Origin of the sequence: Streptomyces sp. IBSNAI002, from assembly GCF_052244475.1 — a bacterium.
Taxonomy (GTDB): domain Bacteria; phylum Actinomycetota; class Actinomycetes; order Streptomycetales; family Streptomycetaceae; genus Streptomyces.
Genome location: NZ_JBQPXG010000002.1, coordinates 5,555,383 through 5,578,519, shown reverse-complemented (window position 1 = coordinate 5,578,519; position 23,137 = coordinate 5,555,383). Strand labels below are relative to the sequence as shown.

Below are 23,137 nucleotides of genomic sequence, written 5' to 3'. Positions count from 1 at the left end.
CGCGCAGAGAAAAAGGGTGGGACGGGTGGAGCTGAGCCCAGGACTCGCTAGCCCACGCGTCCGCCGGCGCCGGGCACCGGGAAGGCCCCCGTCGCACGGCGCGTGATCTCGCCGTAGATCTCGGGGTCGGTGGTGTACTCCCCGAGCCGGCAGGTCTTGCGGCTGCCGTGGTAGTCGCTGGAGCCGGTGGTCAGCAGGCCGAGGTCCGCCGCCAGGCCGCGCAGCCGCGCACGGGTGCCGGTGTCGTGGTCCATGTGGTCCACCTCGATGCCGTCCAGGCCCGCGGCCGCCAGCGCCGCTATCGCGGACTCGGGCACGCACTCGCCGCGCTTGACGGCGGCGGGGTGGGCGAAGACGGTGACCCCGCCGGCCGCCTTGACCAGGCGGATGGCGTCGAAGGGGTCCAGCTCGTGCTTCTCGGCGTACGCGCGGCCGCCGTCGGCGAGCCAGTCGGGCGTGAAGGCGTCCGAGACGGTGGGTACGACGCCCAGCTCGACCAGCGCGGTCGCGATGTGCGGCCGCCCCACCGAGCCGTCCCCGGCGATCCGGGCCACCTGCTCCCAGGTGACGTCCACGCCGAGCGCCTGAAGCTTGCCGACCATGGCCTGGGCGCGGGGGGTGCGGTCGTCCCGTACGAGCTCGCGCTCACGGGCGAGCTCCGGCTCCTGCGGGTCGAAGAGGTACGCGAGCATGTGCAGCCCGACCCCGTCGAGCCGGCACGACAGCTCCGCCCCGGTCACCAGCGTCAGCCCGGCGGGCAGCGCGGCGACGGCCTCGGCGTACCCGCCCACCGTGTCGTGGTCGGTCAGTGCGACCACGTCCAGCCCCGCCGCGGCGGCATTGCGCACCAGCTCGGCGGGGGTGTCCGTACCGTCGGAAGCCGTGGAGTGGGCGTGCAGGTCGATGCGCACAGCCGGGCTCCAGGGGTGGTGGTACGGAAAGGGGGGCACTCCAGGATAGCCGGGCCGCTGGACTCCGGGGGCAGCGGGCCCCCGTGCCGGAGGCGGCCCGGGTGGCCTAGGGCGTGTCGTCAAACTCCCGTCGTCGCCCGGAGGGCGGCCCTGCGGCGTCTGGTGCGCGCTCTCGGTGCGCCGGGCGGAAGCACGCGTACTGGACGTACTTTGCTTTCGCCCGGTGCGGCGAGAGCACGTGCCAGGCGTCGCGGGGCAGACGGGAGTTTGACGACAGGCCCTAGCCGGGCCCGAGGATGCGGGGGCTCAGCGCCCCGCACGGCAGGAGCTCGAGTTCGGCGCCCGCGTCGCGGAGGTCGGTGAGGACGAGTTCGTCGTACATCAGGAGGCCGGACTGCTCCGGCCAGACGATCGCCCAGAGCCACAGGCCGCGCGCCTCGCCCGCGAAGACGGCCCGGTCGTCGGGGGCGCCCTTGAGGTGCCACAGCGGGGTCGGGCGGCCGGCCGCGACCACCTTGGCGTGCGGTGGCGCCGAGACGTCGAGGTGCGAGCCCGGGTCCGGCCCGTCGATGCCCGCGAAGCGCGCGCCGAGGCCCACTCCCAGCTCCTCGGCGACCAGCAGCAGCTCGCCCATGCCGCCCAGCGGGCCGGGGCCCGAGCAGGCCACGGCCGTCGCCCGGCCCCCGCTGCGGTCGTCACCGGCGGAGGCGACCCCGGTGAACAGCCATCCCACCGGCAGCGGCCACGGCATCCACACCGGCACGCGCGTCCGGTGCACGACCACGCTCAGGCCTTCGACGCTGGGCGGGATGACGGGTTGCAGAGGGTAAACGGCGCCGTGCAGCGTGCACTGCCAGGAGTCGGAGAAGAGACCGGGCGCTCTGACCCGGCCACCGCACTTCGGGCAACTTGGTTCGCCCCTCATAAGAAGCCACGCTCCTCCCCGCCCGGCGCGCCGTCAAGACACGATCACCCGTCCGGGCTCAGTCCAGTGCGACTGCGGTACGCAGAGGATCCCGCAGATCCGTGCCGCGCGCGAGCCAGCGTTCCTGGAGAGCGGATGCCCCGTGCACCCGCTTCCACGCGGCCTCGTTCGCCGTCATCGGCAGGAGCGGGAGGAACCGGACCGGGTCCATGGGCTCGTCCAGCTCCAGGTCCTCCACCAGACCGCCCGGCTCCGCCACCAGAACGGAGCTGAACGATGCCCCCTCCCAGAGGGGTTCACCCACCTCCAGGGAGGCGCCGGGGGCCACGATCAGCCCCTCGACCTGCGGTGACGCGGCCAGTACGGCGAGCGGCCTGAGCAGTTTGTCCGTGGCCGCCAGTCCGGCGCGCACGGTCAGCACCAGCTCGGCGCGCGGCCCGCGCACGGGGTCGGCGACCACGGCGGTCGGATCGGTCATCGGGTGTGCGGACATGCCGAGGGTCGCGTACCGCACGAGGTCGCCCTCGGCGAAACGGAGTACCTCGATGCGGTCGGTGCCCAGGAAGGTGACGGCGGCGCGTGCGTCGGGTACGCCGAACGCGGTGTGCAGCCGAGCCTCCACGAGGGCCAGAATTTCTGCCATGGAGCGAGCATAGAACTCGTATCACCCGGGTAAAGGGCGCGTCTTGACCATCCGTCGGCTGATAGTGTTGACAGCTGGCCGGGGCCGCGCTCGAGAAGCGCTGGTGGCACGCTCCGGCGACAGGACGTCCCTCACGGGGGACCGGCCGGAGGAGGTGGGGCTGCGATGGATCGAAGTCGACCGTGCAGTACCAATCGCTCTTCCGCTTCTGTGACGGGCGTCTCCCGCCCCCTTTGATCTCCTGATCAGCAGAAGAGCGACGGCAGAACTTTGTCCTCCCGTCCTGTTTCCCTCCCCCTGCCCGGGCCTGCACGTCCTCCGGCGGCGGTGAGGGTCTCCCACCCGCACGGTCCGCAGCCGTGCGCGCGAAGGAGCCTGCCATGTCGATGCTGCCCTACCTGCGTGCGGCCGTCCGTCCGTCGCTGCGCAAGTCCGCCCCGGTCCAGCCCCGGTACGACACCACCCGCGACCCTTCGGCGAGCAGCACGGTCGTCGACTGCGCCGTGTACCGCGACGGCCGACGCGTGCTGGGGCCCGTCCGCCTGACGCCCCGTGAGGCGATCCGCCGGGTCCGCGAGGACGGCGGCTTCGTCTGGATCGGCCTGCACGAGCCGACCGAGGAGGAGTTCGCGGGGATCGCGGCCGCCTTCGGCCTGCACCCGCTGGCGGTGGAGGACGCCGTGCACGCGCACCAGCGGCCGAAGCTGGAACGCTACGACGACACCCTCTTCACCGTCTTCAAGACGATCCACTACGTCGAGCACGCCGAACTGACCGCCACCAGCGAGGTGGTGGAGACCGGCGAGGTGATGTGCTTCACCGGACCCGACTTCGTCATCACCGTCCGGCACGGCGGGCAGGGCTCCCTCAAGGGGCTGCGCCACCGCCTCCAGGACGACCCCGACCTGCTCTCCAAGGGCCCCTCCTCGGTCCTGCACTCCCTCGCCGACCACGTCGTCGACGGGTACATCGCGGTCGCGGCGGCCGTGCAGGACGACATCGACGAGGTGGAGAGCGAGGTCTTCGCCGCTCCCGCGAAGGGCGCCGCGCGCGGCGGCGACGCGGGCCGCATCTACCAGCTCAAGCGCGAGGTGATGGAGTTCAAGCGGGCGGTCTCTCCGCTGCTGCGTCCGATGGAGCTGCTCAGCGAGCGGCCGATGCGGCTGGTGGACCCGGACATCCAGAAGTACTTCCGGGACGTCGCCGACCACCTGGCGCGGGTGCACGAGCAGGTGGTGGGCTTCGACGAGCTGCTGAACTCGATCCTCCAGGCCAACCTCGCGCAGGCGACGGTCGCCCAGAACGAGGACATGCGCAAGATCACCTCCTGGGCGGCGATCATCGCCGTGCCCACGATGATCTGCGGGGTCTACGGGATGAACTTCGAGCACATGCCCGAGCTCCAGTGGAAGTACGGCTACCCGATGGTGATGGCCTCGATCGTCGGCGTCTGCCTCACCATCCACCGGACGCTGCGCCGCCACGGCTGGCTCTGAGGCCCGTACGGCCCTCCCCTACTCTGGTGCGCATGACTCTCAGCGCGCTCGACCTGGCCCTCGTCGAGGAGGCCACCAAGAAGTCCGGCCTGATCTGGGTCCGCGGGACCGGGGCCGACCGCGCCCTGTGGCACGCCTGGGTGGAGGGTGCGGCCCACGTACTGGGCGACGGGCCCGGCGAACAGCCGTTCCCCGGGCTCGCCGACGGTGCGACCGCCGAGGTGACCGTGCGGAGCAAGGACAAGGGCGGCCGTCTGGTGGCCTGGACCGCGACGGTGCGGGAGCTGGCGCCGCGCGGTGAGGAGTGGGCTGCCGCGGTCGCCGAGCTCAAGGGCAAGCGGCTGAACGCGCCCGACTCCGAGGAGATGACGGAGCGGTGGGCGCGGGAGTGCCGCCTGCTGCGGCTGGAGCCGGAGTCGGTCCGTACGGAGCTGCCCGCCGGTTCGCTGGCCGCGGCCCCGCTGGACTCCCCCGCGACCACCCGCAAGCCGATCCCGGCGCACCTGCCGAAGCTCCTGCTGAAGCGGAAGAAGGCATCCTCCCGCTAGGCCGTCTCCTGCGGATCTCGGACCGCTACGGCGCGGACGGGTTCGCGCCCTGGCCCGTGCCCTTGGTCTCGCCCGCCTTCGTGGTCGGCAGCTGGGAGCCGTAGTCCACGGTCTGGTCCTGTGCCGGCGGGTCGAGCGGGAAGGCCTTGCCCCACTCGGCGAGTTCCACCCGGCCGGCGCCGCCCGCCCGCTCCATGAGCAGCGGGTACGGCGTCCCCTCCAGGGAGACCGAGAGGGTGCCGCCCTTGCCCTCGTCCGCCGTGACCTGGACCGCGCGGGTGGGTCCGACCTTCGTGTAGGAGCCCTTGGCGAGCTTGCCCTCGAGGCCCAGCAGGCCGTCCAGCAGGACGTCCATGTCGGTGAAGCCGCGGAACTGCTTGTAGGAGGGGTCGCCCTCGGGCACCTTCACGTACTTGTCGCCGAGCTTCCCGGCCGAGTCGGACTGGCCCCAGAACGCGGCGCTCGCCTTCAGGTACAGCTGCTCGCCCACGCGGAGCAGCTGGAAGGTGTTGTCCTGGGACTTCACCTCGCCGGAGCCGCCGTCGGACTTCAGCCGCATGTCGACGGTGAAGGACTTGCCGCCGGTCACCAGCGTGCCGGACAGGTGCACCGAGTCGGCCTCGCCGGCCGCCGCCTTCGCCTTCGCCTCGATCTTGTCGGCGGAGAGCTTGCCGATCCCGTTCGTCCCCTCGTCGGGATTCTCCCCGCAGCCCGTACCGGTGACGGCGAGGCCCGCGCACAGCGCACCGATGAAGGCGGCCCGGCGCAGCCGCACGGCAGGGAAGTAGGCGGTCACGTACGGGTGCCTCTCGTCGGTCGCGGGCCGGGGTACTCCCCAGCCTCCGGCCGGGGGCACCCCCACCCAGCGGTGGCTGGGGGAGCAGCAGGCAGCGTACCCGTCCGCGGACCGCGCGCCGCCAACCCCCCGGAGGGACCCCGTGCGGACCGCCCCACCAGGACGGTTGCTCGGGGCACGGGCTAGCCTGAGGGGCGGCAGGACTGTCGGTTCACGCTCTAGGAGGCGCTCGGATGGCTGCAGGCGCCCCGCGGATCTTCGTCTCGCATCTGTCGGGTGTGCCCGTCTTCGACCCCAACGGCGACCAGGTCGGCCGCGTCCGCGACCTCGTCGCGATGCTGCGCGTCGGCGGCCGCCCGCCGCGGCTGCTGGGACTGGTGGTCGAGGTGGTCAGCCGGCGCCGGATCTTCCTGCCGATGACCCGGGTCACGGGCGTGGAGTCCGGGCAGGTCATCACCACCGGCGTGGTCAACATGCGGCGCTTCGAACAGCGCCCCACCGAGCGGCTGGTCCTCGGCGAGCTGCTGGACCGGCGGGTGAAGCTGAACGCGACCGGCGAGGAGGTCACCGTCCTGGACGTGGCCATCCAGCAGCTGCCGGCCCGCCGGGACTGGGAGATCGACAAGATCTTCGTACGGAAGGGCAAGGCCGGTGCGCTGCGCCGGCGCGGCGAGGCCCTGACGGTGGAGTGGTCGGCGGTGACCGGCCTCTCGCTCGAGGAGGAGGGGCAGGGCGCCGAGAACCTGGTCGCCACCTTCGAGCAGATGCGCCCGGCCGACGTGGCGAACGTGCTGCACCACCTGTCGCCGAAGCGGCGCGCCGAGGTGGCGAGCGCCCTCGACGACGACCGGCTCGCGGACGTCATGGAGGAGCTGCCCGAGGACGAGCAGGTGGAGATCCTCGGCAAGCTGAAGGAGGAGCGCGCCGCCGACGTCCTGGAGGCGATGGACCCGGATGACGCGGCCGACCTGCTCTCCGAGCTGCCGGAGGACGACAAGGAGCGGCTGCTGACGCTGATGCAGCCGGACGACGCGGCCGACGTGCGGCGCCTGATGTCCTACGAGGAGCGGACGGCGGGCGGTCTGATGACCACCGAGCCGATCGTGCTGCGGCCCGACGCGACGGTCGCGGACGCGCTGGCCCGCGTACGGCAAGCGGACCTGTCGCCGGCGCTGGCGGCCCAGGTGTACGTGTGCCGGCCGCCGGACGAGACGCCGACGGGCAAGTACCTGGGCACGGTGCACTTCCAGCGGCTGCTGCGGGATCCGCCGTTCACCCTGGTCAGCTCGATCGTGGACACCGGCCTGCCGCCGCTGCGGCCGGACGCCTCGCTGCCGGTGGTCACCAGCTACCTGGCCGCCTACAACATGGTGGCCGTCCCGGTGGTCGACGAGAGCGGCTCGCTGCTGGGCGCGGTGACGGTGGACGACGTACTGGACCACCTGCTGCCGGACGACTGGCGCGAGACGGACTTCCACTCGGAGGAGGCCGTGCGTGGCCGGTGAGCGGGGGCGCGGCGAGCAGTCGCGCGAGCGGCGGCGCGAGCAGATCCGGGAGCGCCGCGAGGCGTCACGGCAGACGGCGCGCGAGCACGGGCTGGCCGAGGCGGCCGAACGGGTGGAGCGTTCCTCGTTCGAGCGCGGCGAGCGGGCGAAGGCCGGCCAGTTCGGCCAGTCGACCGGTTCGAGCGCGCTGACGCGCTCGCGGGTGCGGCTGGACCTGCCGCGCCCGGCGCGCCGGCGCCTGCTGCCCGAGTACGACCCGGAGGCGTTCGGGCGGCTGTCGGAGCGGGTGGCGCGGTTCCTCGGCACGGGCCGGTTCATCGTCTGGATGACGGTCGTCATCATCGTCTGGGTGCTGTGGAACATCTTCGCGCCGGACGACCTGCGGTTCGACGAGTACCCGTTCATCTTCCTGACGCTGATGCTGTCGCTCCAGGCCTCGTACGCCGCCCCGCTGATCCTGCTGGCGCAGAACCGGCAGGACGACCGCGACCGGGTCAACCTGGAGCAGGACCGCAAGCAGAACGAGCGGTCCATCGCCGACACGGAGTACCTGACGCGGGAGATCGCGGCGCTGCGGATGGGCCTGGGCGAGGTGGCGACGCGCGACTGGATCAGGTCCGAGTTCCAGGACCTGATCAAGGAGATGGACGAGCGGCGGCTATTCCCGCCGGAACGTGATGAAGGCGACCGCTGACGGGCTTACCTGCGCCGTGCTACCGAGCCGTACCATCGGGGCATGGCTACCGACACAAGCTCCGCCGCCGTGCCTGAGCAGGACGCGATCCTGGACGCTCTGGCGACGGTGAACGACCCCGAGATCCACCGGCCGATCACCGAGCTCGGCATGGTGAAATCGGTGGAGATCGGCGAGGGCGGCGAGGTCGCCGTCACGGTCTACCTGACCGTGTCCGGCTGCCCCATGCGCGAGACCATCACCAAGAACGTCACCGAGGCCGTCGAGCGGGTCGCGGGCGTCACCTCGGTCGCCGTGTCCCTGGACGTGATGAGCGACGAGCAGCGCAAGGACCTGGCGGCCACGCTGCGCGGCGGCACCGCCGAGCGCGAGGTGCCCTTCGCCAAGCCGGGCTCGCTGACCCGTGTGTACGCGGTCGCGTCCGGCAAGGGCGGCGTCGGCAAGTCCTCGGTCACCGTCAACCTGGCCGCGGCGATGGCCGCGGACGGCCTGAAGGTCGGTGTGGTCGACGCGGACATCTACGGCCACAGCGTGCCGCGGATGCTCGGCGTGGATGGCCGCCCCACCCAGGTCGAGAACATGATCATGCCGCCGTCGGCGCACGGCGTGAAGGTCATCTCCATCGGCATGTTCACCCCGGGCAACGCGCCGGTGGTGTGGCGCGGCCCGATGCTGCACCGGGCGCTCCAGCAGTTCCTGGCGGACGTGTTCTGGGGCGACCTGGACGTGCTGCTGCTGGACCTGCCGCCGGGCACCGGTGACATCGCGATCTCGGTGGCCCAGCTGGTTCCGAACGCGGAGATCCTGGTCGTCACCACCCCGCAGCAGGCCGCCGCCGAGGTGGCGGAGCGGGCCGGCTCGATCGCCGTGCAGACCCACCAGAAGATCGTCGGCGTCGTCGAGAACATGTCGGGCCTGCCGTGCCCGCACTGCGACGAGATGGTGGACGTCTTCGGCTCGGGCGGCGGTCAGAAGGTGGCCGACGGCCTGACCAAGACGGTCGGCGCGACCGTCCCGGTCCTCGGCTCCATCCCGATCGACGTCCGCCTGCGCGAGGGCGGCGACGAGGGCAAGCCGGTCGTCCTGTCCGACCCGGACTCCCCGGCCGGCGCGGCACTGCGCGCGATCGCGGGCAAGCTGGGCGGCCGCGCCCGCGGCCTGTCGGGCATGTCCCTGGGCATCACGCCCAGGAACAAGTTCTAGACTCCCGCGGCCCGCACCGGGCCGCGCACGCGGAAGGGCACCGCCGGCCGGCGGTGCCCTTCCGCGTAGCCGCCTACTCGTACGTCGCGAGGTCCGCGATCGCGGAGAAGCCGAGCCCGTACGCGCTCATCCCGCGCCCGTAGGCTCCCAGGTGGACCCCGCTCCCGGTGGACCCGGCCAGCACCCACCCGAACTCGGACTCGCGGTAGTGGAACGGCGTCGGCTCCCCGTCCACCGGCAGCGACAGCGTCGACCAGTCCTCGCCGCCGAGATCGTCGGCGAGCTCCCAGGCGGCCTCGGTCTGCTGGTCGAGCCAGTCGCTGCGCAGCGAGTGGTCCATCTGTCCGGGCCAGCTGTAGGCCAGCAGTCCGGAGCCGGCCAGCCAGGCCGCGGAGGAGACCGAGGTGGCCTCCAGGGTGCCGGTGCCGTCCCCGCTGCGGCGGACCGGGTTGCTGGCGACGGTGACGACCACCGCGAAGCGTTCCTTCTCGCCGGTGGCGATCTCGCCGCGCGCGGACGGCTCGTCGCCGTGACCGGTGGATCCGTGCTCGACGGTGCCGTCGGCGGCCGTGCCCACCTGCATCAGCCAGCGGGGCCCGGTGAAGGCCTCGTCCAGCCCGTACCAGGGGAAGTCCGCCGCCAGGAAGCCCTCGGCGGTCCGGCGGGCCGCCGGGACGGGTGCGGCGGCCTCCGGCGGCTGTGCGGTGGTCTGCGGTTCCTGAGCGGGTGCGGCGGCGGTCTGCGCCCCTACCCTGCTGCTGCTCGTCGTCTCCATCTGACCGGCCTCTCGTTCCGTGGGGCCCGGAACGGCCAGCCCCCCTCGGGCGCCCTGGGTCCGGACAACAGATGGAGGATAGCCATCCGACCCCGGATCGCCGGGCAGGCTGCGCTCAGGTGGCGTCGGCGTCGAAGCGCGCGCGCTGTTCCGCGGCCGGGGCGGCGGGCTTCTTCAGCAGGTCCGGGCCGGTGGCGCCGGGCGCGGCGGACGGGCCGGCGGCGGGCGTCGCGACGTCCGTCTCCTTGCTGTTCACGGCGTCGGTGACGTCGTTCAGCTCCTTGCGGAGGTCGAAGCTGCTGCGGATCTCCTTGAGGTCCTCGTTCTCGCCCAGCTGCTTGCGGATGAAGGTCTTCGGGTTCAGGTCCTCGAACTCGAAGTCCTTGAACTCCGGGCCGAGTTCGGACCGGATGTCCTGCTTGGCGCTGTCGGAGAACGCGCGGATCTTCCGGATGACGCCGGTGACGTCCTGGATGACCTTGGGCAGCTTGTCCGGACCGAAGACGAGGATGGCGAGCACCACGATCGTGACGAGTTCGAGTGCGCCTATGTCGTTGAACACCTTGCCGCTCCTCGGCTCTCTGTCACTTCGGGCCCGGACACACGGTACCCGGCGTTCCCGCCGGGCCCCTACCTGCGTACCGGTTCAGAACCGTTTTCTCCCGTACGTCATCTGCCGGTCACGAGCCGTTCGCCGACCCGAGGACCAGTTCCAGTGTCCGCTCCCTGCCGTCGCGCAGGACGGTGAGGGTCAGCGGATCGCCCGGCCGGTGGGCCCTGATCTTGATGATCAGCTCGTCGCCGCCGCGTACGCGCTGGCCGTTCACCTTGGTGATCACGTCGCCGGCCTTGATCCCGGCGCGGGCGGCCGGGCCGTCGGCGACCACGGCCGGCTTGCCGTCCTCGCCCTTGTCCCCGACCCGGGCCCCGTCGCCCGCGTACTCCATGTCCAGGGTGACGCCGATGACGGGGTGCGTGGCGCGTCCGGTGCGGATGAGTTCCTCGGCGACGCGCTTGCCCTGGTTGATCGGGATGGCGAAGCCGAGTCCGATGGACCCTCCCTGGCGGGCGGGGTCGTCCTTGTCGGCGCCGCGGATCGCGCTGTTGATGCCGACCACGTGGGCCTTGGCGTCGAGGAGGGGGCCGCCGGAGTTGCCCGGATTGATCGGGGCGTCGGTCTGGAGGGCGTCGACGTAGCTGATGTCGCTGCCGTCGCCCTTGTCGCCGCCCGCGGTGACGGGCCGGCCGGTGGCGCTGATGATGCCCGCGGTGACGGTGTTGGACAGGTCGAACGGGGCGCCGATGGCCACGACCGGGTCGCCGACCTGCACGTTCTCTGAGTTCCCGAGGCTCAGGGGCCGCAGGCCGCGTACCCCGCTGACCTTGACCACGGCCAGGTCGTAGCCGGAGTCGCGGCCCACCAGCTCGGCGGTGACGCTCTCGCCGGTGCTGAAGGTGACCGCTATCTCCTTGGCGTCGGCGACCACGTGGTTGTTGGTCAGGATGTGGCCCTGCTGGTCGAGCACGAAGCCGGTGCCCGTGCCGCTGCCGGAGGCGCCCCGCACGTGCAGGGTGACCACTCCGGGGAGCGCGGCGGCGGCGATGCCCGCGACGCTGTCCGGGGCGCGCCCCTTGTCGGCTGCGACGCCGGCCTGGGGCAGCTCGAGGCGGGTGCTGCTCTGCCGCTCCGCGAGGACGCCGAGGTATCCGCCGGTCCCGCCGGCGAGCAGGGCCGTTCCGGCGGCGAGGGCCGCCACCTGCCACAGCCGGAAGCCGCGCCCCTGCCGGCCCCGGTCCACGACCTGCAGCGGCTGTCCGCCCCACGGGTCGTAGCGCACCTCGGGGACCGGCGGCGGGACCTGCGCCGCGACGGCGGCTTCGGGCAGCGGGCCGGGGACCTCTTCACCGCCGGCTTCGGGGCGCGGGGCCGGAACCCCCTCGCGGTCCGCGTCGGCCGCCGTGCCCTCGGGCCGGCTCCACCACTGTGGAGCCGGGTCGGTCTGCTGCCTGTCGGCCATCGGCGCTCCCCGCGTACTCGTGCGCATGTGCCGCAGATTCAACCAGGTCCCGGGTCAGCGCAGCAGGGAGACCGGGCGGGCCGTGCCCGGCGGGGAGGGATGGAGCGGCGGGAGCGGGGTCGCCGCGGTCGACAGGAGCGTCGGGACGGCGGCCGGGGTGGGCATCCGGTCGCGGACGAAGGCGTCGGCCACCGTCGCGTCGTTCACCGGCGCGCCCGGGCCGGGCCGGGACGCGGGTGCGGGGGATTCGCCCCGCAGGGCCGGGTCCATGGTCTCCAGCGGCATCGCACCGCCCAGCGCGAGCGCGGCGAGGGACACCGCTCCGGCGGCGGCGAACGCGAACCGGCGGCGCGGACGGCCCACCTCGTGGATCCGGAAGCCCTCCTGCTGCGGCCGGGAGGCCGGGGGCAGGGCGTACGCGAAGGAGGAGAGCGGGTCTCCGGAGGGGGGACCCCCGGGGCCCGGCGGTCCGTCGAGGCCGCCGCCCGGCAGCCCCTGGAGACGGGCCAGCAGCCCTGCGGACAGCGGCGGCGGCGCGCTCTCCACGAACATGGTCTTCAGCCGGCGCTGGGCATCGGCCTCGGCCTTGCACTTGGCGCAGGTGGCCAGGTGGGCCAGGACGCGCTCGCGCGCGTCGTGGTTGAGCTCGCCGTCCACCAGGGCGGCGAGCCGGTCGCCCAGGTGCTGTTCGGCGGGGGACGGACTGACTCCGCTCACTCGGCTCCGCCCTCTCCCCCGGTCCCCGGCGCGCCCACGGCCACCCCGGCCAGGGCGCGCTGCTCGGCGCGGGCTTCGGGCGACCGGTGCTTGAGCGCCTTGCGCAGGTGCGAGCGGCCCCGGTGGATGCGGCTGCGCACGGTGCCGAGCTTCACGCCGAGCGTGGCGGCGATCTCCTCGTACGACAGGCCCTCGATGTCGCACAGCACCACGGCGGCGCGGAACTCGGGCGCGAGGGTGTCCAGCGCCTGCTGGACGTCCGCGTCGAAGTGGGTGTCGTGCAGGACCTGCTGGGGGGACGGCTCGCGGCTGGGCAGCCGCTCGGCGGCGTCGTCGGCGAGCGCGTCGAAGCGGATGCGCTGCTTGCGGCGGACCATGTCCAGGAACAGGTTCGTGGTGATGCGGTGCAGCCAGCCCTCGAAGGTGCCGGGCGTGTACGTCGACAGCGAGCGGAAGACGCGGACGAAGACCTCTTGGGTCAGGTCCTCGGCATCGTGCTGGTTGCCCGTCAGGCGGTAGGCGAGACGGTAGACCCGCGCACTGTGCGTGCTGACGATCTCCTCCCACGAAGGAGGGGTCCACGCCTGGGAGCCCGCATCGGCGGCGAAGGTCGCGGTGGTTGCGGTGGCTGCGGTGTGGAAGCGGTCAGCGGTGTCGGTCACGGATTTCGGCTCGCCAGCCGACCAGAAGAGGCGTCTCAACACGCCCCCACGATCCACAGGCGCAGCCGCACCTCCCCTGTCGGCTCTGGTGGTGTCCAGCGGAGTCCCTACCATAGCCACCCCCTCCGTCAGCTCCGGATAAGCGTTTTTGCATTAACTTTGCACGGCTCGCGGGCCCCGGAACGGTCCGGACCGGCGATCTGCCCGGCCCCGTCCCTTCTGATCCCGCCCACACCCCACTCAACGCCCGGTCCCATCTGCGGGTTCCCGACGTCAACGGATACAGTCACCGTTGCGCCAACTATGGGGACAGGAGAGGGTCATTACCGGCAACCGGCAGACGAGCTGGGCGTTCGCCGACGCGTTTGTCGCCGAGGACGACGCTCTGCGATGGGCCCGCGACCGGTCCAGGGAAGCGGGCCTGCGCTCGGTCTCCCCCGGTACCGGGGCCGCGCTGCGCCTGCTCGCCGCCACCGCGGACGCCAAGGCGGTCGCCGAGATCGGCACCGGAACGGGCGTCTCCGGCATCCACCTGCTGCACGGGATGCGCCCGGACGGCGTGCTGACCACGGTGGATCCCGAAGCCGACCGCCAGGCCTTCGCCCGCCAGGCCTTCCGCGCCGCCGGCTTCGCGGGCAACCGCGCGCGCTTCATCCCCGGCCGGGCACTCGACGTGCTCCCCCGTCTCGCCGACGGCGGGTACGACCTGGTCTTCTGCGACGGCGACCCGGCCGAGTCCCTCGACTACCTCGCTGAATCGTTGCGCCTGCTGCGGCCCGGCGGACTGGTGTGCTTCGAGGGGGTCTTCTCCGACGGCCGTACGGTCGACTCCTCGGCCCAGCCGGTGGAGGTGCTCCGCGTCCGCGAACTGCTGCGCAGCGTCCGGGAGAGCCCCGCCCTGGAGGCCGCGCTGCTCCCCGTGGGCGACGGACTGCTGTGCGCCGTACGGCGCTAGGCGGTGTCTGACGGATCGTGCCGGGCCGGCGTCAGCGCAGCAGGGCGAAGGTGAGGGCCGCCGTCCCGCCCAGGGCGGTCCCGGCGAGCAGCTGAGCGGCCGTGTGCGCCCGCAGCGCCAGCCGGGACCAGCCGATGGCGGCGACGATCAGCGCCGCCGGGAGGACCGGCGGGCCGAAGACGAGCAGCAGGATCATCACGGTGCCGCCGGCCACCGACATGTGGATGGATATCTGCCAGCCGAGGGTGACCAGCAGGGACGACACGAGCCCGGCGAGCATCGCCACGACGAGCGCGAACACGTCCGCCGGGGCGCCCAGGGCGCGCAGCAGCCCGATCCCGGCCGCGACGGAGACCAGGCTCAGGGCCATCGGGGCGACCCGCTGGCTCCGCACCCGGATGTGCTGGTCGGTCAGCGCGCCCCGCCGCACGCCGAGCGCGATGATCCCGATCGGGACCACCCCGCAGAACAGGGCGGCCAGCAGACCCCAGCCGAGGCCGGACCACGAACCGGTGGCGTGCCAGCCGATCAGCAGCAGCAGGGCGACCACGAGGTTCGCCGGAGCGAGCGCGTCGGAGAGGATCCGGGCCGCCTTCAGGCGGGGCGTGCAGTCCGCGAAGGCGGGCGGGGCGGGCGGGGAGAACGTCACGTCACGGCTCCGACGGTCAAGATCACAGACGCGATCACAGACGCGATCACAGTCACGGTCACGGCCGCGCTCACGGTCACGGTCCTGGACACAACGCTGCCCCGACCGCTCACGAGCGGTCGGGGCAGCGCAGAGAACGCAGAATGCAGATGGTGCCGAAAGGTCAGCCGACGACCTTCTTGAGGGCGTCACCCAGGGCGTCCGCCTCGTCCGGGGTCAGCTCGACGACGAGCCGACCGCCGCCCTCGAGCGGTACGCGCATGACGATGCCCCGCCCCTCCTTGGTGACCTCGAGCGGGCCGTCGCCCGTCCGCGGCTTCATGGCCGCCATGCTCGTTCCCCTTCCTGAAACCAGCTCATCGTCAGCCGACGGCCCCATTCAGGCGCCTAGTACCCGGCATCGAACACATTGCTTCCCAGCCATTATCCCGCATGTCAGGACCCGATGACCAACATCGGCCGGGAACGCTTGGGCAACGCGCTCGGCCAAAACCACTCATTTCGGGGACCCGCCTGCGATACTTCGCCCCCGCTCCCGGTGAAGGGCCTCCGCTTTCTTTGACGCACATCACATGTGCGCGTGCCGTCCGGTCCGCCATGCTGGCCCTTGCACCGGCCGGTACCGGCCGGTAGCCATCCCGCGACGAAGGGGGACCCCCCGCCATGGCCGACAGCGTGCTCTACGAAGTGACCGACGGACTCGCGACCATCACGATCAACCGCCCGGACGCGATGAACGCCATGAACACGGAGGCCAAGGTCGCACTGCGCGACGCGGCCCTCGCCGCGGCCGCGGACACCGCGGTGCGGGCCGTGCTGCTGACCGCGGCCGGCAACCGGGCGTTCTGCGTGGGCCAGGACCTCAAGGAGCACATCGGGAACCTGGCGGCGGACCGCGAGGGCGGCTCCTCCCTCACGATGAGCACCGTCGCCGAGCACTACAACCCGATCGTCCGCGCGCTGACGCAGATGCCGAAGCCGGTGGTGGCCGGGGTCAACGGCGTGGCGGCCGGGGCGGGCTTCGGGTTCGCGCTCGCGGCCGACTTCCGGGTCGTCGCCGACACCGCGTCCTTCAACACCTCGTTCGCCGGGGTGGCGCTGACCGCCGACTCCGGGGTCTCGTGGACCCTGCCCCGCCTGATCGGCGCCTCCCGGGCGTCCGACCTGCTGCTCTTCCCGCGCTCGGTCAAGGCGCAGGAGGCGTACGAGCTGGGCATCGCCAACCGCCTGGTCCCCGCGGACTCCCTGCACGCCGAGGCCGAGGCCGTGGCCCGCGCGCTGGCGTCCGGGCCGACGGTCGCCTACGCGGCCCTGAAGGAGTCGCTGGCGTACGGGGCCTCCCACTCGCTCCCCGAGGCGCTCGAGCACGAGGACGTCCTCCAGACCCGCGCCGGGGCCTCCGAGGACCACTCCATCGCCGTGCAGGCCTTCCTCGCGAAGCAGCCGCCGCAGTACCTCGGCCGCTGACCCGCCGGGCCGCTACGCCTCGCGGGAGACGCAGCCCGCGAGGTGGTCGTTGACCAGGCCGCACGCCTGCATCAGGGCGTAGGCCGTGGTGGGTCCGACGAAGCGGATGCCCGCCTTCTTCAGGGCCTTGGCCAGGGCCGTGGACTCCGGGGTGACCGCCGGCACGTCGGCGGTGCTCCTCGGGGCCCGGCCCCGCCGCTTCGGGGCGTGGGACCAGATCAGCCCGTCCAGTTCCCCGGGCTGCCAGCCGGCCAGCACCTTCGCGTTGGCGAGGGTGGCCTCGATCTTGGCCCGGTTGCGGATGATCCCCTCGTCGGCGAGCAGCCGCTCGGCGTCGGCCGGCCCGAACTCCGCGACCGCCGCGATCTCGAACTTCGCGAAGGCCTTACGGAAGCCCTCGCGCCGCCGCAGGATGGTGATCCACGACAGCCCGGACTGGAAGGCCTCCAGGCACAGCCGCTCGTACAGGGCGTCGTCCCCGTGGACCGGCTTGCCCCATTCGGTGTCGTGGTAGACGACGTAGTCCTCGGTGGACAGCCCCCAGGGACAGCGCAGACCGCCGTCCGGTCCGGCCACCAGGCCGGTACCGCTCACCGCTCGTCCTTGGTGAGGTCCACCCGGTCCTGCGGGGCCGGGCCGGCCGGTGCGGCGGGTGCGGCCGCCGCCGTGAGCTGCGCGATCCGCGCGTCCCGTTCGGCCAGCTCCGCCGCCAGCCGCTCCAGTACGTCGTCCACCTCGGCCATGCGGTAGCCGCGCGGCGCGACCGGCAGCCGCAGGGCTTCGATGTCCGCCCGTACGACCGGCCGGGTCTCCGGCAGCCCGTCGGCCACCCGGTCCGGCTCCGCTTCCGGCAGGACGGCTTCCGAACCGCCGCCGATCACCGCCAGGGTGACCGCTGCCACGACCACGACCAGCGCGATCATCAAGAAGAAGAACACGATCAACTCCCCTGAGAGACTCCGGCCACCAGGTTAAGGTCGCAGGCGAGGCGCATGGGCCGCCGAAGGAGGAAAGAGCAGGATGCTGCGACTGGGCAGGCGCGAGTTCGACACCCACGAGCCGGTGATCATGGCCATCGTGAACCGGACTCCGGACTCCTTCTACGACCAGGGCGCGACGTTCCGCGACGAGCCGGCGCTCGACCGGGTCGAGCAGGCGGTCGCCGAGGGCGCCGCGATCATCGACATCGGCGGGGTCAAGGCCGGACCGGGCGAGCACGTGGACGCGGCCGAGGAGGCCCGGCGCACGGTGGGCTTCGTGGCCGAGGTCCGGCGCCGCCACCCGGACGTGGTGATCAGCGTGGACACCTGGCGGCACGAGGTCGGCGAGGCCGTGTGCGAGGCCGGGGCCGATCTGCTGAACGACGCCTGGGGCGGGGTGGACCCCAAGCTGGCGGAGGTCGCGGCGCGCCACGGGGCCGGGCTGGTCTGCACCCACGCGGGCGGCGTCGAGCCGCGCACCCGGCCGCACCGGACCTCGTACGAGGACGTCATGGACGACATCCTGCGGGTCACGGTCGGCCTCGCCGAACGGGCGGCGGCCCTCGGGGTCCGCAGGGACGCGATCATGATCGACCCGGGGCACGACTTCGGGAAGAGCACCCGGCACTCGCTGGAGGCCACGCGCCGGCTGGACGAGATGACGGCGACGGGCTGGCCGGTGCTGGTCTCCCTGTCCAACAAGGACTTCGTGGGCGAGACCCTCGACAAGCCGGTCAAGGAGCGACTGCTGGGCACCCTGGCCACGACGGCCGTCTCGGCCTGGCTGGGCGCACAGGTCTACCGGGTCCACGAGGTCGCGGAGACCCGGCAGATCCTGGAGATGGTCCGCTCCATCCAGGGCCTGCGCCCTCCGGCCGTGGCCCGCCGCGGGCTGGCCTGAGCCACGCCGCCCGGCCCCGGGCCGGCAGAGCGGCCCCGGGGCCGGGCCCGCGGGCCCGGCCCCGGGGTGTGCGGGTCCTACTTCCCGACTTCCTTCGTCACCAGCGCGATCGCCTCGTCCACGTCGTCCGTGACGTGGAACAGGTACAGGTCCTTCTCCGAGGCCTTGCCCTGGGCGATCACCGTGCCCCGCAGCCAGTCGACCAGCCCGCTCCAGTACTCCGTGCCGAACAGCACGATCGGGAAGCGGGTGATCTTCTGGGTCTGGACCAGGGTCAGCGCCTCGAACAGCTCGTCGAGCGTGCCGAGGCCGCCCGGCAGCACCACGAAGCCCTGGCTGTACTTCACGAACATCGTCTTGCGGACGAAGAAGTACCGGAAGTTCAGACCGAGGTCGACGTGCTGGTTGAGCCCCTGCTCGAAGGGCAGCTCGATGCCCAGGCCGACCGAGACGCCGCCCGCCTCGCGGGCGCCCTTGTTGGCCGCCTCCATCGCACCCGGACCGCCACCGGTGATCACCGCGAACCCGGCGTCGACCAGCGCCCGCCCGATCCGCTCGCCCGCCTCGTACTCCGGCGTCCCCGCCGGGGTGCGGGCCGATCCGAACACGCTGATCGCGGGCGGCAGCTCGGCGAGCGTGCCGAAGCCCTCGATGAACTCGGACTGGATGCGCAGGACCCGCCAGGGATCGGTGTGCACCCACTCGGAAGGCCCGGCGGAGTCCAGCAGCCGCTGGTCCGTCGTACTGCCCGCCTTGATCTGGCTCCGCCTCCTCAGCACCGGGCCGAGCTGCTGCTCCTCGGGCCGACGACGAGCGGACCCTTCAGGGTTGCCCATGATGTGCTCCCTCCTGCTGATCGTTGGATCAGGTTAGGCGCACAAAGGTGACGGCAAGCGGAATTCAGGAGGTCAGCCAGGCGCGGAGTCGTTCCTCGCAGTGCAGGATCGCCTTCGTCTCGACGCGTTCGTCGACCTTGTGGGCCAGCAGCGCGTCGCCCGGGCCGTAGTTGACCGCCGGAACGCCGAGCGCGCTGAAGCGGGAGACGTCCGTCCAGCCGAACTTCGGCATGGCGCGGCCGCCGACCGCCTCCATGAAGGCCGCGGCGGCGGGGTGCGAGAGGCCGGGCAGGGCGCCGCCCGAGGAGTCGTCGACGACGAACTCGGCGATGTCGCAGTCCGCGAAGACCTCCCGGACGTGGGCGACCGCCTCCGCCTCGGTGCGGTCGGGGGCATAGCGGAAGTTGACCGTCACCGTGCACGCGTCGGGGATGACGTTGTTGGCGACGCCGCCCTCCACACGGACCGCGTTGAGGCCCTCGTGGTACTCCAGACCGTCGATCACGGGCCTGCGCGGCTCGTACGCGGCCAGCCGCGCCAGGATCGGCGCCGCCGAGTGGATCGCGTTGGAGCCCATCCAGCTGCGCGCGGAGTGGGCGCGCTCGCCCGCGGTCCGCAGCAGCACCCGCAGGGTGCCCTGGCAGCCGCCCTCGACCTCGGCGTTCGAGGGCTCGAGGAGCACCGCGAAGTCGCCGTTCAGCCAGTCGGGGTGGGCCTCGGCGACCTTGCCCAGGCCGTTGAGGTCGGCGGCGACCTCCTCCTGGTCGTAGAAGACGAAGGTGAGGTCCCGGTTCGGCTCGGGGACGGTCGCGGCGATGCGCAGCTGCACGGCGACCCCGGACTTCATGTCCGTCGTGCCGCAGCCCCACAGGACGTCGTTCTCGTCGAGACGGGAGGGGACGTTGTCGGCGATCGGCACGGTGTCGAGGTGGCCGGCGAGCACGACGCGCTCGGCGCGGCCGAGGTGCGTACGGGCGACGACGTTGTTGCCGAAGCGGTCCACGGCGAGGTGCGGCAGGGCCCGCAGCGCGCGTTCCACGAGATCGGCGAGTACCTTCTCGTCGCCGCTCACGGAGGGGATGTCGACGAGCCGGGCGGTCAGCTCGGCGGCGTCCAGGGTGAGGTCCAGCTCGGATTCGGGCATGAAACGACCCTAACGCCCCCACCCGGGGGGCCACCTCGTCGTCCGGCCGGTGGACACGTCATATGCCTCAAGTACGGTGGGCCGCGTGTCCGAATCCCGTGCTCCACGCCCTCGTCGCCGCAGGCCGCTCCGTGCGGCCGTAGGTCTGCTCGTCCTGTTCGCGGTGATCGGTTATTTCGCCGTGCAGCGGTACTCCAACGGCGGGGCCGGTGCCCCGTACTGCACCGCCACCGCGACCGCCGGCGGCGGCCAGAAGTACGAGATGACACCCGAGCAGGCGGCGAACGCGGCGACGATAGCGGCCGTCGGCATCTCCAAGGGACTGCCGGACCGGGCGGTGACCATCGCGCTGGCGACCGCCATGCAGGAGTCGGCCCTGCGCAACCTCGACCACGGCGACCGCGACTCGCTGGGCCTGTTCCAGCAGCGGCCCTCGATGGGCTGGGGCACCCCGGAGCAGATCACGGACCCGGTCTACTCGGCCGGGATCTTCTACGACCACCTCGTCGACGTGCCGGGGTATTCGCGGCTGCCGCTGACGGTGGCGGCGCAGAAGGTCCAGCGCAGCGGGTACCCGCAGGCCTACGCGAAGCACGAGACGGACGCGACGGTCCTGACGGCGGCCTTCGGCGAGGGCGGGGTGCTGTTCTGCTCGGGCCCGGCCCCGCTGAAGGGTGATCCGGAGAAGGTGAAGGCGGAGCTCGTACGGGCCTTCGGCAAGGAGGCGCTGGCCGGCGGCGGGGGCGCCGCGGGCGGGACCGAAACCGGCCGGACCGATCCGGGCGGGGTCGCGGAGCCCGAGATCAGGCTGCTGCTGAAGCGGGACGGCGGCGCGGCCGAGGAGCGCCGCGGCCGGGCGATGGCGCACTGGGCGGTGGCCCGGTCGCACGAGCTGGGCGTCGCCCGGGTCTCGTACCGGGGCAGCGGCTGGGTCGGCGGGCAGGCCCGGGGCGTGTGGCAGGACAAGGGCGGCCCCGGCAAGTCCGGGGACGGCGACCCGCACAACTCCCTCGGCGACGAGGTCCGGATCTTCGTCGCCCGCTGAGCCGCACGCCTGCCGGGCCGCACGCCTGCCGGACGCGCCCCGCAGGGGACCGGCCGCGCGTGCGAGGTGTCCCCCGTACGGGGGTGGCCGGACCGGCGGCCGCGGCGCCGCGGAGCGACAGAAGGCCTGGTGGGCGCGCATCCAATGCGCTTGTCGCGGAAGCCGATTAAACGATGCGTTACCGATCTTTTACCCTTCGGCCCCGCAACTCCACCCGCCCCACGAGCGGTTGTACACGGCGTACTCAGCCGCTACCGCTTAGGAGCATCATGTCCCTCCCCCTGACCCGTCGGATCGCCCGCGCCGCGCTGCTCCTCGCAGCCGGGGCAGCACCCGTGGTCGGTGCGGCCGGCGCGGCCAGCGCCGCGGACGCCCCCGACGCCGCGGCCACGACGGCGGCGGCCACGGACACGGCGAGCACCGCCGTCGAGGCCCTTCCGGCGGCCGCCCCCGCCGCCGGTCTGACCGACAAGGCCGGCGGCCTGCTCGGCGGCCTGCCCACCGCGCAGCAGCTGCCGGCGACCGGTGAGCTGCCGGGCGGTCTCCCGGCCGAGCTGCCGGGCGGCCTGCCGGGCGGCCTCACCGGCGGCCTGCCCCAGCTGCCGCTGGGCTGACCCGCCGCGGGAAACACCGAAGGGGCCGGGAGCACGAACTCCCGGCCCCTTCGGGCTGTCCGGCCGCCTGACCGGTCAGCCCAGGCGCTTGACCGCGGCCTCGACGCGCTCGTCGGTGGCGGTGAAGGCCACGCGCACGAACCGCGCGCCCGCCTCCCCGTAGAAGTCTCCGGGCGCGACCAGGATGCCCAGGTCGGCGAGGTGGGCCACGGTGTCCCAGCAGGGCTCGTCCCGGGTGACCCACAGGTAGAGGCTCGCCTCGCTGTGCTCAACCCGGAAGCCGTGCGCCTCCAGCGCCGTGCGCAGCGCCGCGCGGCGGGCCGCGTAGCGGACGCGCTGCTCCTCGACGTGCCGGTCGTCGCCGAGCGCCGCGACCGTGGCCGCCTGCACCGGGGCGGGGGTCATCATGCCGCCGTGCTTGCGGATCTCCAGCAGCTCGCCGAGCACGTCCGCGTCACCGGCGATGAAGGCGGCCCGGTAGCCGGCCAGGTTGGAGCGCTTGGAGAGCGAGTGGACGGCGACGAGGCCCTCGTACGAACCGCCGCAGACCTCGTCGTGCAGGACGGAGACCGGCTCGGCCTCCCAGCCCAGCTCCAGGTAGCACTCGTCGCTGAAGACCAGGATCCCGTGCTCGCGCGCCCACGCCACGATCCGGATGAGCTCGTCCTTCGCGAGGACCTTGCCGGTGGGGTTGGACGGGGAGTTGAGCCACAGCAGCTTCACGCCGGCCGGGTCGAGCTCGGTCGGGTCGTCGTAGACCACCGCTTCGGCGCCGCACAGACGCGCGCCGACCTCGTACGTCGGGTACGCGAGCCGCGGGTAGGCGACCTTGTCGCCCGCGCCCAGCCCCAGCTGGGTCGGCAGCCAGGCCACCAGCTCCTTGGAGCCGACGACCGGCAGGACGTTGCGGTGCTCGGCGGCGCTCGCGCCGAGGCGGCCGCGCAGCCAGCCGGTGATCGCGTCGCGCAGGGCCGCGGTGCCCCACACCGTCGGGTAGCCCGGGGAGTCCGCGGCGCCGGTCAGGGCGCGCTGGACCAGCTCGGGCACCGGGTCCACGGGCGTGCCGACCGACAGGTCGACGATGCCGTCCGCGTGGGCCGCCGCCGTCTTCTTGTACGGCTCCAGCTTGTCCCAGGGGAAGGCGGGAAGACGGTCGGATACTGCGGCCACGGTGCTCTCTGCTCTCTCTCGGTGCCGGTCGCGAAGGTCGGGAAACACCTCGGCCCCGTGCGGCGGGCTGGCCGTACGGGACCGAGTGGCGCTCGTGCCGTGAACCCTCAGTGAGAAGGGTTGATGTCGGCGGGGAGCGCCGCGATGAAGGGGTGGTCCCGCTCGATCAGGCCCAGCTTCGAGGCACCACCGGGCGAACCGAGCTCGTCGAAGAACTCGACGTTCGCCTTGTAGTAGTCCTTCCACTCTTCCGGAGTGTCGTCCTCGTAGAAGATGGCCTCGACCGGGCAGACCGGCTCACACGCACCACAGTCGACGCACTCGTCCGGGTGGATGTACAAGGACCGCTTGCCCTCGTAGATGCAGTCGACGGGGCACTCTTCGATGCATGCCTTGTCCTTGACGTCGACACAAGGCTCCGCGATGACGTAGGTCACGCTCTCGTTCCTCCTCGGTAGGGCTTTCCATATCGCGCGGGAGCGC

At 72.6% G+C, this 23,137-nt stretch carries 27 protein-coding genes; 10 read left to right on the top strand and 17 right to left on the bottom strand.

The window, feature by feature from the left end:
• Positions 1-47: 47 nt before the first annotated feature.
• The 3 genes from ACTVZO_RS27065 to ACTVZO_RS27055 form a co-directional block, all read right to left on the bottom strand.
• Positions 48-911: a PHP domain-containing protein gene (locus ACTVZO_RS27065; RefSeq protein WP_443300838.1), complete on the bottom strand. Its 864-nt coding sequence runs from the start codon at positions 909-911 to the stop codon at positions 48-50.
• Between the two features lie 280 nt (positions 912-1,191).
• Entirely contained in the window at positions 1,192-1,836 is a 645-nt protein-coding gene (locus ACTVZO_RS27060; protein WP_443300837.1) for a DUF6758 family protein, read from the bottom strand.
• A 58-nt stretch (positions 1,837-1,894) separates the two neighbouring features.
• Entirely contained in the window at positions 1,895-2,479 is a 585-nt protein-coding gene (locus ACTVZO_RS27055; protein ID WP_443300836.1) for a suppressor of fused domain protein, read from the bottom strand.
• A gap of 380 nt (positions 2,480-2,859) precedes the next feature.
• Between ACTVZO_RS27055 and ACTVZO_RS27050 the strand changes: the two genes are divergently transcribed.
• Both ACTVZO_RS27050 and ACTVZO_RS27045 read left to right on the top strand, forming a co-directional pair.
• Positions 2,860-3,975, top strand: coding sequence for a magnesium and cobalt transport protein CorA (locus ACTVZO_RS27050; RefSeq protein WP_443300835.1), 1,116 nt, complete (start codon positions 2,860-2,862; stop codon positions 3,973-3,975).
• 32 nt (positions 3,976-4,007) lie between these two features.
• Positions 4,008-4,523, top strand: a complete 516-nt coding sequence (locus ACTVZO_RS27045) for a hypothetical protein (RefSeq protein ID WP_443300834.1) — start codon at positions 4,008-4,010, stop codon at positions 4,521-4,523.
• Positions 4,524-4,548: 25 nt separating this feature from the next.
• Here the strand turns inward: ACTVZO_RS27045 and ACTVZO_RS27040 are convergent, their stop codons facing one another.
• Positions 4,549-5,319, bottom strand: a complete 771-nt coding sequence (locus ACTVZO_RS27040) for a hypothetical protein (RefSeq protein ID WP_443300833.1) — start codon at positions 5,317-5,319, stop codon at positions 4,549-4,551.
• A gap of 233 nt (positions 5,320-5,552) precedes the next feature.
• Here ACTVZO_RS27040 and ACTVZO_RS27035 point away from each other — a divergent pair, with 233 nt between their 5' ends.
• From ACTVZO_RS27035 to ACTVZO_RS27025, 3 genes are all read left to right on the top strand, one after another.
• Positions 5,553-6,824, top strand: coding sequence for a magnesium transporter MgtE N-terminal domain-containing protein (locus ACTVZO_RS27035; protein WP_443300832.1), 1,272 nt, complete (start codon positions 5,553-5,555; stop codon positions 6,822-6,824).
• A gap of 187 nt (positions 6,825-7,011) precedes the next feature.
• Positions 7,012-7,518 carry a DUF1003 domain-containing protein gene (locus ACTVZO_RS27030; protein ID WP_384222707.1) on the top strand — a complete coding sequence of 169 codons (507 nt, stop codon included), beginning with the start codon at positions 7,012-7,014 and terminating at the stop codon, positions 7,516-7,518.
• 42 nt (positions 7,519-7,560) lie between these two features.
• Positions 7,561-8,721, top strand: coding sequence for an Mrp/NBP35 family ATP-binding protein (locus ACTVZO_RS27025; protein WP_443300831.1), 1,161 nt, complete (start codon positions 7,561-7,563; stop codon positions 8,719-8,721).
• Between the two features lie 73 nt (positions 8,722-8,794).
• Here the strand turns inward: ACTVZO_RS27025 and ACTVZO_RS27020 are convergent, their stop codons facing one another.
• From ACTVZO_RS27020 to sigE, 5 genes are all read right to left on the bottom strand, one after another.
• Positions 8,795-9,496, bottom strand: a complete 702-nt coding sequence (locus ACTVZO_RS27020) for a hypothetical protein (RefSeq protein ID WP_384222631.1) — start codon at positions 9,494-9,496, stop codon at positions 8,795-8,797.
• A 115-nt stretch (positions 9,497-9,611) separates the two neighbouring features.
• Positions 9,612-10,058, bottom strand: coding sequence for a sec-independent translocase (locus ACTVZO_RS27015; RefSeq protein ID WP_443300830.1), 447 nt, complete (start codon positions 10,056-10,058; stop codon positions 9,612-9,614).
• Between the two features lie 118 nt (positions 10,059-10,176).
• A complete protein-coding gene (locus tag ACTVZO_RS27010) occupies positions 10,177-11,514 on the bottom strand; it encodes a trypsin-like peptidase domain-containing protein (RefSeq protein ID WP_443300829.1) in 1,338 nt (445 codons plus the stop codon).
• Between the two features lie 54 nt (positions 11,515-11,568).
• Complete coding sequence (locus ACTVZO_RS27005) at positions 11,569-12,231, bottom strand: anti-sigma factor family protein (RefSeq protein WP_443300828.1); 663 nt, start codon at positions 12,229-12,231, stop codon at positions 11,569-11,571.
• Positions 12,228-13,007, bottom strand: coding sequence for an RNA polymerase sigma factor SigE (sigE, locus tag ACTVZO_RS27000; RefSeq protein WP_384222641.1), 780 nt, complete (start codon positions 13,005-13,007; stop codon positions 12,228-12,230). The genes ACTVZO_RS27005 and sigE overlap by 4 nt, the downstream gene beginning before the upstream one ends.
• Before the next feature lie 178 nt (positions 13,008-13,185).
• Here sigE and ACTVZO_RS26995 point away from each other — a divergent pair, with 178 nt between their 5' ends.
• The gene (locus tag ACTVZO_RS26995; protein ID WP_069921811.1) at positions 13,186-13,848 is read left to right on the top strand and encodes an O-methyltransferase; all 663 of its coding nucleotides are present in this window, start codon (positions 13,186-13,188) and stop codon (positions 13,846-13,848) included.
• Positions 13,849-13,879: 31 nt separating this feature from the next.
• Here ACTVZO_RS26995 and ACTVZO_RS26990 read toward each other — a convergent pair whose 3' ends face one another.
• Both ACTVZO_RS26990 and ACTVZO_RS26985 read right to left on the bottom strand, forming a co-directional pair.
• The gene (locus tag ACTVZO_RS26990; RefSeq protein ID WP_443300827.1) at positions 13,880-14,497 is read right to left on the bottom strand and encodes a hypothetical protein; all 618 of its coding nucleotides are present in this window, start codon (positions 14,495-14,497) and stop codon (positions 13,880-13,882) included.
• A gap of 163 nt (positions 14,498-14,660) precedes the next feature.
• Positions 14,661-14,828 carry a DUF3117 domain-containing protein gene (locus ACTVZO_RS26985; protein WP_003966491.1) on the bottom strand — a complete coding sequence of 56 codons (168 nt, stop codon included), beginning with the start codon at positions 14,826-14,828 and terminating at the stop codon, positions 14,661-14,663.
• Positions 14,829-15,160: 332 nt separating this feature from the next.
• On the opposite strand from ACTVZO_RS26985, the gene ACTVZO_RS26980 reads away from it, so the two are divergent.
• A complete protein-coding gene (locus ACTVZO_RS26980; protein WP_443300826.1) occupies positions 15,161-15,964 on the top strand; it encodes an enoyl-CoA hydratase/isomerase family protein in 804 nt (267 codons plus the stop codon).
• Between the two features lie 12 nt (positions 15,965-15,976).
• Here ACTVZO_RS26980 and ACTVZO_RS26975 read toward each other — a convergent pair whose 3' ends face one another.
• The gene (locus tag ACTVZO_RS26975; RefSeq protein ID WP_443300825.1) at positions 15,977-16,558 is read right to left on the bottom strand and encodes a DNA-3-methyladenine glycosylase I; all 582 of its coding nucleotides are present in this window, start codon (positions 16,556-16,558) and stop codon (positions 15,977-15,979) included.
• Entirely contained in the window at positions 16,555-16,908 is a 354-nt protein-coding gene (locus tag ACTVZO_RS26970) for a DivIVA domain-containing protein (RefSeq protein ID WP_443300824.1), read from the bottom strand. Before ACTVZO_RS26970 ends, ACTVZO_RS26975 begins: the two co-directional genes overlap by 4 nt.
• 76 nt (positions 16,909-16,984) lie before the next feature.
• On the opposite strand from ACTVZO_RS26970, the gene folP reads away from it, so the two are divergent.
• A complete protein-coding gene (folP, locus tag ACTVZO_RS26965; protein WP_443300823.1) occupies positions 16,985-17,845 on the top strand; it encodes a dihydropteroate synthase in 861 nt (286 codons plus the stop codon).
• 77 nt (positions 17,846-17,922) lie between these two features.
• On the opposite strand, the gene ACTVZO_RS26960 is transcribed toward folP, so the two are convergent.
• Positions 17,923-18,681, bottom strand: a complete 759-nt coding sequence (locus ACTVZO_RS26960; protein WP_384222654.1) for an LOG family protein — start codon at positions 18,679-18,681, stop codon at positions 17,923-17,925.
• A 64-nt stretch (positions 18,682-18,745) separates the two neighbouring features.
• Positions 18,746-19,825 (bottom strand): succinyl-diaminopimelate desuccinylase, encoded by a 1,080-nt coding sequence (gene dapE / locus ACTVZO_RS26955; protein ID WP_443300822.1) that lies wholly within the window; start codon positions 19,823-19,825, stop codon positions 18,746-18,748.
• Between the two features lie 85 nt (positions 19,826-19,910).
• Here dapE and ACTVZO_RS26950 point away from each other — a divergent pair, with 85 nt between their 5' ends.
• Both ACTVZO_RS26950 and ACTVZO_RS26945 read left to right on the top strand, forming a co-directional pair.
• Positions 19,911-20,870 (top strand): hypothetical protein, encoded by a 960-nt coding sequence (locus ACTVZO_RS26950; RefSeq protein ID WP_443300821.1) that lies wholly within the window; start codon positions 19,911-19,913, stop codon positions 20,868-20,870.
• Positions 20,871-21,139: 269 nt separating this feature from the next.
• Entirely contained in the window at positions 21,140-21,484 is a 345-nt protein-coding gene (locus ACTVZO_RS26945; RefSeq protein WP_443300820.1) for an ATP-binding protein, read from the top strand.
• Positions 21,485-21,559: 75 nt separating this feature from the next.
• Here ACTVZO_RS26945 and dapC read toward each other — a convergent pair whose 3' ends face one another.
• Both dapC and fdxA read right to left on the bottom strand, forming a co-directional pair.
• Complete coding sequence (gene dapC / locus ACTVZO_RS26940) at positions 21,560-22,654, bottom strand: succinyldiaminopimelate transaminase (RefSeq protein WP_443300819.1); 1,095 nt, start codon at positions 22,652-22,654, stop codon at positions 21,560-21,562.
• Positions 22,655-22,761: 107 nt separating this feature from the next.
• Positions 22,762-23,091 (bottom strand): ferredoxin, encoded by a 330-nt coding sequence (gene fdxA, locus ACTVZO_RS26935; protein ID WP_443300818.1) that lies wholly within the window; start codon positions 23,089-23,091, stop codon positions 22,762-22,764.
• Between the last annotated feature and the right edge of the window lie 46 nt (positions 23,092-23,137).